Source organism: Rhodococcus sp. NPDC058532, from assembly GCF_042719255.1.
GTDB lineage: Bacteria > Actinomycetota > Actinomycetes > Mycobacteriales > Mycobacteriaceae > Rhodococcus_G.
The window spans coordinates 124,855-137,471 of sequence record NZ_JBHXNU010000011.1 but is presented as its reverse complement, the minus strand read 5'-3'; the positions used below and the strand labels follow the sequence as shown (position 1 = coordinate 137,471).

The 12,617-nt window shown below is 69.1% G+C and carries 10 protein-coding genes; 8 read left to right on the top strand and 2 right to left on the bottom strand.

Going from position 1 to position 12,617, the window contains the following annotated elements; all coding sequences use genetic code 11:
* Window positions 1–111: 111 nt before the first annotated feature.
* A complete protein-coding gene (locus tag ACFWQG_RS14930; protein ID WP_378508400.1) occupies window positions 112–444 on the bottom strand; it encodes an oxidoreductase in 333 nt (110 codons plus the stop codon).
* Window positions 445–711: 267 nt separating this feature from the next.
* On the opposite strand from ACFWQG_RS14930, the gene sucB reads away from it, so the two are divergent.
* The 5 genes from sucB (at window position 712) to ACFWQG_RS14905 (ending at window position 6,191) form a co-directional block, all read left to right on the top strand.
* Window positions 712–2,415, top strand: a complete 1,704-nt coding sequence (sucB, locus tag ACFWQG_RS14925) for a 2-oxoglutarate dehydrogenase, E2 component, dihydrolipoamide succinyltransferase (protein ID WP_378508399.1) — start codon at window positions 712–714, stop codon at window positions 2,413–2,415.
* Window positions 2,416–2,553: 138 nt separating this feature from the next.
* Complete coding sequence (locus ACFWQG_RS14920) at window positions 2,554–3,447, top strand: TIGR01777 family oxidoreductase (RefSeq protein ID WP_378508398.1); 894 nt, start codon at window positions 2,554–2,556, stop codon at window positions 3,445–3,447.
* Between the two features lie 69 nt (window positions 3,448–3,516).
* Window positions 3,517–4,281, top strand: a complete 765-nt coding sequence (gene lipB, locus ACFWQG_RS14915) for a lipoyl(octanoyl) transferase LipB (protein WP_378508397.1) — start codon at window positions 3,517–3,519, stop codon at window positions 4,279–4,281.
* Between the two features lie 44 nt (window positions 4,282–4,325).
* Window positions 4,326–5,357 carry a lipoyl synthase gene (lipA, locus tag ACFWQG_RS14910; RefSeq protein ID WP_378508435.1) on the top strand — a complete coding sequence of 344 codons (1,032 nt, stop codon included), beginning with the start codon at window positions 4,326–4,328 and terminating at the stop codon, window positions 5,355–5,357.
* A gap of 78 nt (window positions 5,358–5,435) precedes the next feature.
* A complete protein-coding gene (locus tag ACFWQG_RS14905; protein WP_378508396.1) occupies window positions 5,436–6,191 on the top strand; it encodes a DUF4191 domain-containing protein in 756 nt (251 codons plus the stop codon).
* Between the two features lie 176 nt (window positions 6,192–6,367).
* On the opposite strand, the gene ACFWQG_RS14900 is transcribed toward ACFWQG_RS14905, so the two are convergent.
* Complete coding sequence (locus tag ACFWQG_RS14900) at window positions 6,368–6,865, bottom strand: RDD family protein (RefSeq protein ID WP_378508395.1); 498 nt, start codon at window positions 6,863–6,865, stop codon at window positions 6,368–6,370.
* A gap of 194 nt (window positions 6,866–7,059) precedes the next feature.
* On the opposite strand from ACFWQG_RS14900, the gene glnA reads away from it, so the two are divergent.
* The 3 genes from glnA to ACFWQG_RS14885 all read left to right on the top strand — a co-directional run bounded on the left by glnA (window position 7,060) and on the right by ACFWQG_RS14885 (window position 12,494).
* A complete protein-coding gene (gene glnA / locus ACFWQG_RS14895; RefSeq protein WP_378508394.1) occupies window positions 7,060–8,496 on the top strand; it encodes a type I glutamate--ammonia ligase in 1,437 nt (478 codons plus the stop codon).
* 249 nt (window positions 8,497–8,745) lie between these two features.
* Window positions 8,746–10,011, top strand: a complete 1,266-nt coding sequence (locus ACFWQG_RS14890) for a Fic family protein (protein WP_378508393.1) — start codon at window positions 8,746–8,748, stop codon at window positions 10,009–10,011.
* Window positions 10,012–10,367: 356 nt separating this feature from the next.
* Window positions 10,368–12,494, top strand: coding sequence for an FAD-dependent oxidoreductase (locus ACFWQG_RS14885; RefSeq protein ID WP_378508392.1), 2,127 nt, complete (start codon window positions 10,368–10,370; stop codon window positions 12,492–12,494).
* Window positions 12,495–12,617 lie beyond the last annotated feature (123 nt).

Genomic DNA, 12,617 nt, shown 5'->3' with positions numbered 1-12,617 from the left:
AACGGGGGGGGGGGGGTGGGGGGGGGGGGGGGGGGGGGGGTTTTTTCAGGGCGGCGCCACGATTGTGGGCGTTCCCCCCGAAGGGGGAAAACAACCCCCCCCACGGTGCCGTCAGGCCTCGCGGGCGCGGTTACGCAGGATCTTCTGTCTAGCCTCGTGGTCGCGCATCCGCTGCGGGTAGCCGGTCTTGCGGACGTCGTACACGGGGATGTGCAGGTCCTCGCCGAGCCTGCGGGCACCGCGCTCCCCGCCGACCGCGCGCCGCGTCCATTGCCCGTCGGCCGCGACCAGCATCACCGTCAGAGGGGTGACGGTGGTCCGCGGCTCGACGAAGGCCTCGACCCCGATATGGGTGCGCGCCCACTCCGCGAGATAACGGGCGTCCGTGTCCGTGACGCGCTCGGCGCGCCGGCCTCCGCGGCCGAACAGTTTCCTCAACCCCATCGCCCTCACCCCGCCGTCGTGCCCGAACCCGAACATTGCAGTGTGCCACCACTTGCTGTGAGGTTGATGAGGGCAGTGTGACCTGCCCCTCGACGGACGCCGCGAAACGATCAATGCAAGGATGAAGAAGCACCGGCGCGGGGTTGCACGGGTGACGGGGTCGTCCATCGTCATCGGTCCCGCAACCGGACCCGTATTGCAGAATGTTTTCGACCACAAGTCGACCAACTCAACAACCCGAACACAACTGTCGAGGAGTCAAAAGAAATGGCCTTCTCCGTCCAGATGCCGGCTCTCGGTGAGAGCGTCACCGAGGGAACCGTCACCAGGTGGCTCAAGCAGGAGGGAGACACGGTAGAACTCGACGAGCCCCTGCTCGAGGTCTCCACCGACAAGGTCGACACCGAGATTCCGTCTCCCGCCGCTGGCGTCCTGACCAAGATCGTCGCCCAGGAGGACGACACCGTCGAGATCGGCGGTGAGCTCGGTGTCATCGGTGGCGCCGACGAGGCCCCCGCCCCGGCCGCTCCCGCCGCAGCGCCGGAGCCCGAGCCCGCCGCCGCAGCACCCGCCGCCGCAGCAGCACCCGCCCCCGCCGCAGCAGCACCCGCTCCCGCCGCCGCCACCGGGACCCCGGTCACGATGCCCGAGCTCGGCGAGTCCGTCACCGAGGGCACCGTCACGCGCTGGCTCAAGGCCGTCGGTGACGCCGTCGCCGTCGACGAGCCGCTGCTCGAGGTGTCCACCGACAAGGTCGACACGGAGATCCCCTCCCCTGTCGCGGGCACGCTGCTCGAGATCAACGCGGAGGAGGACGACACCATCGCCGTCGGTGCGCAGCTGGCCGTGATCGGATCCGGCGCCCCCGCTGCCGCCCCGGCTCCGGCCCCCGCCGCACCCGCCCCCGCGCCTGCCGCACCGGCCCCCGCGCCTGCCGCACCGGCCCCCGCACCGGCGCCTGCCGCACCGGCTGCGGCGCCCGCACCGGCTCCGGCCGCTCCCGCTGCCGCCGCCCCGGCCAGCGACGCGACGCCCTACGTGACCCCGCTCGTCCGCAAGCTCGCGGCGGAGAACGGCGTCGACCTGGCGGCCGTGACCGGCACCGGTGTCGGTGGTCGCATCCGCAAGCAGGACGTCCTCGCGGCCGCGGAGACCAAGAAGGCTCCCGCCGCGGCACCGGCCGCACCGGCTACCGCGGCTCCCGCCGCCGCCGCGACCCCCGCCGGTGTCCGTCCGGAGCTCGCGCACCTGCGCGGCACCACGCAGAAGGCGAACCGGATCCGTCAGATCACGGCGACCAAGACCCGGGAGTCGCTGCAGACCACCGCGCAGCTGACCCAGACCTTCGAGGTCGACGTCACCAAGGTTGCGGCGCTGCGCTCGCAGGCCAAGGCCGGGTTCGCCGACCGCGAGGGCGTCAACCTGACCTTCCTGCCGTTCTTCGCCAAGGCCGTCGTCGAGGCGCTCGGGGCGCACCCGAACGTCAACGCCAGCTACGACGAGGGCACCAAGGAGATCACCTACCACGCGGCCGTGCACCTCGGCATCGCGGTGGACACCGAGCAGGGCCTGCTCTCCCCGGTGATCCACAACGCGGGTGACCTGTCGCTGGCCGGGCTGGCCCGCGCGATCGCCGACATCGCCAAGCGTGCCCGCTCGGGTGGCCTCAAGCCGGACGAGCTGGCTGGCGGCACGTTCACGATCACCAACATCGGCAGCCAGGGCGCCCTGTTCGACACCCCGATCCTGGTGCCGCCGCAGGCCGCGATGCTCGGCACCGGCGCGATCGTCAAGCGTCCGATGGTGGTGACCGACGACAACGGAAACGAGTCCATCGGCGTCCGGTCGATGTGCTACCTGCCGCTCACCTACGATCACCGCCTGGTCGACGGCGCCGACGCGGGTCGGTTCCTGACCACGATCAAGCAGCGGCTCGAGGACGCGGCGTTCGACGCCGACCTCGGCCTGTAGGTCAACCCAGCACTGGCGGGCGGGGGCACCATCGCGATGTCGGTGGTGCCCCCGCCCGTTTCCGGGTGAGGGGCACCTTCGGCCCGGTGGACCGGTCGACGGTGCCCTTCACCCCCGGCATCGGAGGAGTCCCGAACCATGCGCGTGACCATTGCCGGGTCGTCCGGCCTCATCGGAACCGCCCTCGCCGCGGCGCTGCGCGCGGACGGGCATCAGGTCGACAGGCTGGTTCGGCGTCCGGTCGCCGGCCGCGACGAGTTCCGGTGGGATCCGGAACGGGGCCGGGTCGACTCCCGCGCCCTGGACGGCGCCGACGCCGTGGTGAACCTGTGCGGCGCCGGGATCGGTGACCGGCGCTGGTCCGGCGCATACAAGCAGGTGCTGCGCGACAGCAGGATCGTCCCCACCGACGTGCTCGCACACGCCGTCGCGGACCGGTCGGTGCCGGTGCTGGTCAATGCCAGCGCGGTCGGGTTCTACGGGGACACCGGTGATCTCGTCGTCACCGAGGACTCCCCCGCCGGTTCCGGCTTCCTCGCCGGCCTGTGCCGGGACTGGGAACGCGCCGCCGCATCCGCCGCGGCCGCCGGAACCCGAACGGTGCTGCTGCGCAGCGGCACGGTGATCGCCCCGTCCGGTGGCCTGATCGGACGCCTGCGGCCGCTGTTCCGCGCCGGTCTCGGCGGCCGACTCGGCAACGGTCGGCAGTTCCTGTCCTGGATTTCCCTCGACGACGAGGTGCGTGCCATCCGGGCCGCCCTGACCACCCCGGAACTGTCCGGCCCGGTCAACGCCACCGCACCGAACCCGGTGACCAACCGCGACTTCACCGGGGCGTTCGGGCATGCGGTGCACCGCCCGACGCCGTGGGTGGTCCCCGGGGTCGTCCTGCGGGCCGCGGTCGGGGAATTCGCCGACGAGGCGGTGCTGCACGGCCAGCGGGCCGTGCCCCGCGCTCTGGAGGCAACGGGATTCACCTTCCTGCACAACACGATCGCCGACGCCCTCCGGACCGCCGAGCGCGGGCACTGACCCCGGCGAACGTCCGGGACGGCGGGTGGTCGCCGGGCGTCTCCGGGGCACCGGCGTAACGTGTCGACGATGAGCAGCAGCGCCGCGTCCGCCCGGTTCAGCGCCGACCCGCTGGAGGTCCGTGAACTCGGTCTCGTCGACTACCTGGAGGCCTGGGAGCTGCAGCGGACCCTCGCGGACGCCCGCGCCGACGACCGCGGCCGCGACACCTTGCTCCTGCTCGAGCACCCGTCGGTGTACACGGCGGGACGCCGCACCCAGCCGGAGGATCGTCCCACCGACGGCACCCCGGTCATCGACGTGGACCGCGGCGGCAAGATCACCTGGCACGGTCCGGGTCAGCTGGTCGGCTACCCGATCGTCAAGCTCGCCGAACCGGTCGACGTGGTCGCCTACGTCCGCCGCATCGAGGAGGCGCTCATCTCGGTCTGCACAGGCCTGGGCCTGCCCTGCGGCCGGGTGGAGGGCCGCTCCGGGGTGTGGCTGCCCGCGGGCCTGCGCGGCGGCGTGTGGCTTCCCGAACGGAAGGTGGCCGCGATCGGGGTTCGGGTGCAACGGGGCGTCGCGCTGCACGGGTTCGCGCTCAACTGCGATGCCGCACTGGACCGATTCGACGACATCATCCCGTGCGGGATCCCCGATGCCGGCGTCGGCTCGCTGACCGGGGAACTGGGCAGGCGGGTGACCGTCACCGAGGTGATCCCGGCGGTGATCGCGGCCCTCACCGCCGCGTTCGACGGGACGCTGCCGGTGGCCGACCACGACATCGAGCGGGTCACGTTCGACGCGGCAACCGCACCCGAGCCCGCGTTCACCACGCACCGCTTCGGCTGACCGCGGGCCGCCGATGTGACGGGCGTAGCATCGCCATCGTGACTGTGGCACCCGAGAACTCACCGGCCGCCGCCCCACAAGGGCGCAAGTTGCTCCGCATCGAGGTTCGCAATGCCGAGACCCCGATCGAGCGGAAGCCGAACTGGATCAAGACCCGCGCGAAAATGGGTCCGGAGTACACCGAGCTGAAGACACTGGTGAAGTCCGAGGGCCTGCACACGGTCTGCGAGGAGGCGGGCTGCCCCAACATCTACGAGTGCTGGGAGGACCGGGAGGCCACCTTCCTCATCGGCGGCGACCAGTGCACCCGCCGCTGCGACTTCTGCCAGATCGACACCGGCAAGCCCGCCGCCCTCGACCGCGACGAGCCGCGCCGGGTCGCGGAATCGGTGCGGTCGATGGGCCTGCGCTACTCCACCATCACCGGTGTGGCCCGCGACGACCTGCCCGACGAGGGCGCCTGGCTGTACGCCGAGACCGTCCGGCAGATTCACGCGCTGAACCCGACCACCGGCGTCGAAAACCTGATCCCCGACTTCCACGCGCATCCGGACCTGCTGGCCGAGGTGTTCGACGCCCGCCCCGAGGTGCTCGCCCACAATCTCGAGACGGTGCCCCGCATCTTCAAGCGGATCCGGCCCGCGTTCCGCTACGAACGTTCCCTCCAGGTGCTCACCGCTGCCCGCGACTTCGGGCTGGTCACCAAGTCGAACCTGATCCTCGGCATGGGTGAGACCCCGGAGGAGGTGCGGGCGGCGATGGTCGACCTGCACGACGCGGGCTGCGACATCATCACCATCACCCAGTACCTTCGGCCGTCGCCGCGGCATCATCCGGTGGAACGGTGGGTCAAGCCGGAGGAGTTCGTCGAGCACTCCGAGTTCGCCACCGAGCTCGGCTTCGCCGGGGTCATGGCGGGACCCCTGGTCCGGTCCTCCTACCGGGCCGGACGGCTCTACGCGCAGGCGATGGCCCACCACGGCCGCCCGCTCCCCGAGGGTCAGGCCCACCTCGCCGACGGGGGCGACGCCGCCCAGGAGGCCGGGTCGCTGATCGCCCGCCTCACCCGCGCCTGACTCGCCGACCGCTCGTGCTCGGCCGGACGCTCCGGTCGGGTGCGATCGACCGGGCGCCCGGGTCGTATCCTGTGGGGTATGGCGAACGGCAGCAAGACCGGTAAAGCGGGCAAGGCAAGCAAGGAAGCGAAGGCCGCGGCGAAGGCGGCCCGCAAGGCGGCGTCGAAGGAACGGCGCAGTCAGCTGTGGCAGGCGTTCCAGCTGCAGCGCAAGGAAGACAAGCTGCTGCTGCCGCTGATGATCGGCGCCGTCGTCGGCCTCGCCGTCGTGTTCTTCCTGATCGGTTTGCCGTTCAGCCTCCAGTGGTTCCTGCTGCCGATCGGCATCCTGCTCGGTGTGCTCGCTGCGTTCCTCATCTTCGGTCGCCGCGTGCAGCGGACGGTCTACGGCAAGGCGGACGGCCAGGCGGGTGCCGCGGCGTGGGCGCTGGACAACCTGCAGGGCGGCTGGCGGGTGACCAACACCGTCGCCGGCACCACCCAGCTCGATGCGGTGCACCGCGTGATCGGCAGGCCGGGCGTCATCTTCGTCGCCGAGGGATCGCCGCAGCGGGTGAAGTCGCTTCTCGCGCAGGAGAAGAAGAAGACCGCGCGCCTGGTCGGCGACACCCCGATCTACGACATCGTGGTCGGCAACGACGAGGGGCAGGTGCCGCTCGCACAGCTGCAGAAGTACCTGATGAAGCTGCCCAAGAACATCGACACCAAGCGGATGGACACGATCGAGTCGCGGCTGGCCGCGCTCGGCACCAAGGGCGGACCGGCCATGCCAAAGGGTCCGCTCCCCGGCGGCGCCAAGATGAAGGGCATGCAGCGCACCATCCGCCGCCGGTAGGCGCTTGTTCGACGTCGCGGCACAAACTTCGTGCGTGTTCTCGGCACCACTCCGCGCAAAACGCTCACGACCCCTACAACTCGAGGTGAGAATCCCGAGCGAGGCGGTCGTGAGCGTTTTGCGCATCAGGTGAACCGAATGCCTGACGGCCGAGAACACGCACGAGCGCGAAGCGCCTACCGGGAGCGGACCAGCACGGTGCCGGTCGCGCGGTCGTGCATGCCGCGACCCTCGATATCGGTGATCAGCGCGGGCACCACGAACACGAGCAGCACCTGCCGAGCGAGGGCCCGCACGATGCCCACCGGAACCGGCTTGTCGATCCGCGCGACCTGCAGCCCCAGGATGAACTGGCCGGGAGTGAACGAGAACAGCGTCACCGTGACGACTCCGACCACGAACCACAGCGCAAGCGCCACCAGCGTGGGCCGGTCGTCCACGACTTCACCGCGGAGCATCTGCGATACGACCGGGGCGAAGATGAGCGCCGAGACACCGGCGGCCATCAGCCAGTCGATCATGAGGGCCCCGATGCGGCGACCGCTCCCGACGAGAGACCCCGGGCCGGTCTCCGGCAACCCGATCCGCTCCCCCCGGTACTTCGGGGTACCGTCGTCGTCGATCGGGAGTGCGGCCGCCGGGCCGGAGAGCCAAGATCCAGTCATACGCGCCATGCCGTCCAGGATAGGCGCATCGCGGCACCTCACCGGCGGCGCGCGTCGGCGATGTGACGTGGGTCGTATATCGCGACGTGTAACACTGGCGAAACATGGACTTGATTACTGGGCAACACCGAGTCCATACCGTCGCCTCGACGAACCCGCCCGATGGTCACCACTGGCGCGGACCCAACTGAAGGAGCACAAGCGTGGCGTTCAGCACGGCCGAAGAGGTCATCAAGTACATCGCCGACGAAAACGTCGAGTACGTCGACATCCGGTTCAGCGACCTGCCGGGCGTCCAGCAGCACTTCTCGATCCCCGCCTCGGCGTTCAACAAGGACGTCTTCGAGGACGGTCTCGCGTTCGACGGCTCCTCGGTCCGCGGCTTCCAGTCCATCCACGAGTCGGACATGATGCTGCTGCCCGACGTCAGCACCGCGCGGATCGACCAGTTCCGCAAGGCCAAGACGCTGAACATGGACTTCTTCGTCCACGACCCGTTCACCCGCGAGTCCTACAGCCGTGACCCCCGCAACGTCGCCCGCAAGGCCGAGGAGTACCTGAAGTCCACCGGCATCGCCGACACCGCCTTCTTCGGTGCCGAGGCCGAGTTCTACGTCTTCGACAACGTCTCCTACGAGTCGAACATGAACGGCGCGTTCTACCAGCTCGACTCCGTGTCGGGTTCCTGGAACACCGGCAACGAGCGCAACGCTGACGGCTCCCCGAACCTCGGCTACAAGGTCCGCCCGAAGGGTGGCTACTTCCCCGTCGCCCCGTACGACCACTACGTCGACCTGCGTGACGACATCTCCACCAACCTGACCAACGCGGGCTTCGAGCTCGAGCGCGGGCACCACGAGGTCGGCACCGGTGGCCAGCAGGAGATCAACTACAAGTTCAACACCCTGCTCGCCGCGGCCGACGACCTGCAGCTGTTCAAGTACATCGTCAAGAACACCTGCTGGCAGCACGGCAAGTCCGCCACCTTCATGCCGAAGCCGCTCTTCGGTGACAACGGGTCCGGCATGCACGTGCACCAGTCGCTGTGGAAGGACGGCAAGCCGCTGTTCCACGACGAGTCCGGCTACGCGGGCCTGTCCGACCTGGCCCGCTGGTACATCGGCGGCATCCTGCACCACGCACCGTCGCTGCTGGCGTTCACCAACCCGACGATCAACTCGTACCACCGCCTGGTTCCGGGCTACGAGGCGCCGATCAACCTGGTGTACAGCCAGCGCAACCGCTCCGCCGCGGTCCGCATCCCGATCACCGGAAACAACCCGAAGGCCAAGCGCCTCGAGTTCCGTGCGCCGGACTCCTCGGGCAACCCGTACCTGAACTTCGCCGCGCAGATGATGGCCGGCCTGGACGGCATCAAGAACAAGATCGAGCCGATGGCGCCGGTCGACAAGGACCTCTACGAGCTCCCCCCGGAGGAGGCCCGCAACATCCCGCAGGCCCCGACCAGCCTCGAGGCCGTCATCGACCGCCTCGAGCAGGACCACGACTACCTCACCGAGGGTGGCGTGTTCACCACCGACCTGATCGAGACCTGGATCTCGATCAAGCGTGAGCAGGAGATCGCCCCGGTCAACCTGCGGCCGCACCCCTACGAGTTCCAGCTCTACTACGACGTGTAAAAAACTGCCGCCGGAATCGGGCCGCTGACCTGGGTGTCCAGGTCGGAGAGCCTGATTCCGTTCCGCAGTGCGTCCACAGAGTTTCGAGTCGGCCCGCCCGGCGATCACCGAACCGATCGCCGGGCGGGTCGACTCGTCTGCGTCGCATCTACTTACAGACGTAGCCTCTATTTTATCTACACGATCATCTGGATAGAATATGACCACCTGGGCATGTCCCTACATGATGCAGGGACCTGGAAGGACCAGATGGCGTACCGGACGTTGAAGTCGATCTTTCACCAACGAGATCGTGCTGGCGCCGATGCTGAGGAACGAGCGCGACGCGAGTCGCCCGCCGCCGTCCACTGGGACCTATTGATTGGCGAACACTCGACGTTCGCGCTGATGACACTCGAAGTCGCGGCGCTGATCGAACGGATCATGAGCTTCGAGCCCAAGATTCAGACCGAATGGGTCGGGTTGCCAGTCCGCGCGCGCAGCGACTACCTGCATCGCATGGTCGTCGACGAGGTCCAGGCAACGAACGAGATCGAACAGGTCCGCTCGACCAGGAAGGAGATCAGCGAGGCAATCAATGTGGTGCAGTCGGAACAGCGTCTCGCGAACAAGCGGTTCGCGGAGATGGTGCAGCTCTACCTCGACATCGGCAACGACCAGGCCGAGAGTCCGCAGACACTCGGCGACATCCGGGCCGTCTACGACGCGGCAACTCACGGCGAGATTCGCGACGAGGACGCCCCCGACGGGAGGCTGTTCCGGCAGGGACCGGTGTCGATCACCTCAGGCATCAAGGTCGTGCGCACCGGCGTGCTGCCCGAATCAGCGATTGACCACGCCCTGACGCTCATGCTGAGCCAGGGACGCGACGACTCGATCCCTCGGCTGATCAGAGCAATCGTCGCGCACTTCATCTTCGAGTACACACACCCGTTCTACGACGGCAACGGCCGAACCGGGCGCTACCTGCTCGCGCTGGATCTCCGGCAGGTGCTGGCTCCGCATGCGAGTCTGGCATTGTCGGCGACCGTCGCCGACCACAAGGATCGGTACTACAAGGCGTTCGCTGACGCGGAGAATCCGTTGAACCGCGGAGACCTGACGCCCTACCTGATCGACATGCTGGAGATCATCGCCGAGGCGCAACATCGGCTGTTGCTCGACCTCGCGGAGCGCAGGCAGAAGATCGACGCACTCGAGGCGCTTATCCGCGTGCTGCTGGCGGATGAGCAGTTTCCGCGGAACGTGGGGCTCGACCACGAGGCGACACCGCCGATTGATCGCGCCGCCATCGGTGAGATCCTGTTCACCCTGGGCCAGGCCCACTACTTCGATGCGAACCGCACCGTCAAGTTAAACACCCTGGCCGAGGCGGTGAGTCGATCCAGCCAGTTCGTCCGCCCGCGGCTTCGGCGCCTGGACGAGGCCGGAATCATCGAGACGGTGACGAGGAAACCGCTGCGTTTCCGGCTCACTACGCTCGGCGTCTCGCTCCTCGAACTGGACGGGGAGTGATTCGCTCCAGGCGGTAGGTGGATGCCTCGCGTTCGGGGGGAGGCCGGGAAGGCGTCCCAGTCCTCGTAGTTGTCCTCGATGCGCTGCGTCAGGAACGGCAGGTCACCGCCCAGGTGAGCGATGTGGAATCGGATCGACAGGAACCGCCACGGCACGTCCGCCTTCAGCAGGTGCAGGACCGCCGTGGCGTCCACGTGTGCATGGGTGTCGATCGTGCGAATCCCGGTCACGGCGTCGCCCCTCTCGGTCCGTGCGCCAAGTGTCCCCCGTCCGCGGGACGCCGCTGCCGGCCGCGGGCGGTCCCGATGAGCGAGAGCGACAGCACGAACGGTCCGGATGGTCAATAGCTTCGACTGGTGACGACCGGCAACCAGACATACCCGCATCTCCTCGCGCCCGGCACGATCGGGCCGATGACCCTCGACAATCGAGTGGTTCTGCCCGCGATGGACATGAACCTGTGCGAGGACGGCGAGATCCACCAGGGCGACATCGACCACTTCGTCGCCCGCGCGGCCGGCGGCACCGGCCTGATCATCACCGGGTGCTGCGCGGTCGCGTACCCGACCGGGTCGACCAGCCTCAAGGAGCCCGGCCTGTCGGAGGACCGGTTCATTCCCGGCCTCACGGCGCTCGCCGACGCGGTCCACGACGCGGGCAGCAAGCTGTGCGTGCAGATGACGCACCACGGTCGGGTTGCCCGCATCGACACCCTCGAGGGCCGCGCGATGCTGGTGCCGTCGCAGCCGAAGCCGCCGGGCGACATGAGCGCGATGGTCGACTGCACGCCCGAGGAGCTCGGCAAGATGGCCGCGATCCAGGGTGGCAAGAAGGCGTCGTACCGGGAGGCAACGCACGACGACCTGGCGTGGCTGGTGACGATGTTCGCGGACGCCGCCGAGCGGGTCCGCAAGGCGGGTGTCGATGCCGTCGAGATCCACTGCGCACACAACTACGTGCTCGGCGGATTCCTGAGCCGCTACTCGAACCAGCGCACCGACGAGTACGGCGGGTCGCTGGAGAACCGCGCCCGGCTCGCCTGCGAGGTGATCCGCGCCGTCAAGGAGCGCGCCGGCGACGACCTGGCGATCATCGTGCGCGTCGCGGGCCAGGAGTACGGCGAATCCGACGGGCTGACCGCCGACGAGGCGGCCGCCGCCGCCGTCCTGTTCGAGCGGGCCGGTGCGGACGCCATCCACGTCACCGGCACCGCACTCAACGCGTTCGCGAACTTCACCGACGGCCCGCTGCCGGACAAGGTCGGCTACTACACCGACAACGCGTCGGTCATCAAGCGCGCGGTCTCGATTCCGGTGATCACCGTCGGCCGGATGCTGCCCGACGTCAGCGAGCGGCTGATCGCCGAGGGCCGCACCGACTTCGCGGCGATGGGCAGGCAGCTGCTTGCCGATCCCGGGCTGGTGAACAAGCTGAAGGAGGGCCGCGCCGCGCAGGTCCGGCCCTGCATCAACTGCTACGTGTGCGTGCAGGAGAACTTCTGGGACGACACCCCGCTGTGCGCGGTCAACCCCACCCTCGGCAACGAGACCCTGCTGCCGTTCCCCGCGATCAAGGCCCGCAAGCACGTCGTCGTCGTCGGCTCCGGCCCGGGCGGGCTCGAGTCCGCCCGGATCGCCGCCGAGCGCGGCCACCGGGTCACCGTCCTGGAGAAGTCGGACCGGCTCGGCGGCACCCTGTGGTTCTCCAGCCTCACTACCCCCGACAACGGCCGCCTGCTGGACTGGCTGGCCGGCGAGACCGCACGGCTCGGCGTCGAGGTCCGACTCAACACCGCGGCCACCGCGGCGTCGGTGCGTGCGCTCGCTCCGGACGCCGTCATCGTCGCGACCGGCGCGGTGCGCGCACGCCCGAACGTGCCCGGCGGCGACCTGCCGCACGTGCAGACCGGTGACACGATGCGCGCGCTGATGACCGGGTCCGGCGACGTCTCCGACCAGTCGCTGCTCTTCCGCACCCTCGGCAAGGTGGCGGGGCTGACCGGAATCACCAAGAGCGCAAACCGGATTCGTGACCTGAGCAGCCGCTTCCTGCGGTTCGTCCCGATGGCGAGGAACGTCGTCGTGATCGGCGGCTCGCTGGTCGGTCTCGAGCTCGCCGAGTTCCTCGCCGAACGCGGCAGCCGCGTCACCCTGATCGAGGAGGGCAAGCAGCTCGGCGTGCCGATGGCGATGCCGCGCCGCTGGACCGCGGTCAAGCACGCCCGCGAGGTCGGCGTGAACATCCACCGCACGGCGACGGTCACCCGGATCACCCGCAAGACCGTCGAGTTCACCGCTGGCGGCGAAACCCTCACGGTGCCCGCCTCGCTGGTCGTGGTGGCCACCGGGGTCTCGGCGTCGGCACCGCTCGCCGACGCGCTCGCCGCGGACGGCGTCGACGTCCGCGTTGTCGGCGACGCCGGATCCGTCGACTACATCGAGGGTGCGATGCACTCGGCATGGAAAGTCGCCGCGACGATCTGAGTCGCGTTCCGCCGCCACCGACCTCGGGGGGGAGAACCCACCACCCACGGGAGGGGAGAACCAAATCCCGGGCGCAACTCGACAGCACCAGCCCCACCACAATCTTTTCATCACCAACTTCGG

What these genes read in the sequence shown, in the direction of transcription:
- ACFWQG_RS14930 (WP_378508400.1), bottom strand. Translation starts at nt 444, where the DNA reads ATGGGGTTGAGGAAACTGTTCGGCCGCGGAGGCCGGCGCGCCGAGCGC.
- sucB (WP_378508399.1), top strand. Translation starts at nt 712, where the DNA reads ATGGCCTTCTCCGTCCAGATGCCGGCTCTCGGTGAGAGCGTCACCGAG.
- ACFWQG_RS14920 (WP_378508398.1), top strand. Translation starts at nt 2,554, where the DNA reads ATGCGCGTGACCATTGCCGGGTCGTCCGGCCTCATCGGAACCGCCCTC.
- lipB (WP_378508397.1), top strand. Translation starts at nt 3,517, where the DNA reads ATGAGCAGCAGCGCCGCGTCCGCCCGGTTCAGCGCCGACCCGCTGGAG.
- ACFWQG_RS14905 (WP_378508396.1), top strand. Translation starts at nt 5,436, where the DNA reads ATGGCGAACGGCAGCAAGACCGGTAAAGCGGGCAAGGCAAGCAAGGAA.
- ACFWQG_RS14900 (WP_378508395.1), bottom strand. Translation starts at nt 6,865, where the DNA reads ATGGCGCGTATGACTGGATCTTGGCTCTCCGGCCCGGCGGCCGCACTC.
- ACFWQG_RS14890 (WP_378508393.1), top strand. Translation starts at nt 8,746, where the DNA reads ATGGCGTACCGGACGTTGAAGTCGATCTTTCACCAACGAGATCGTGCT.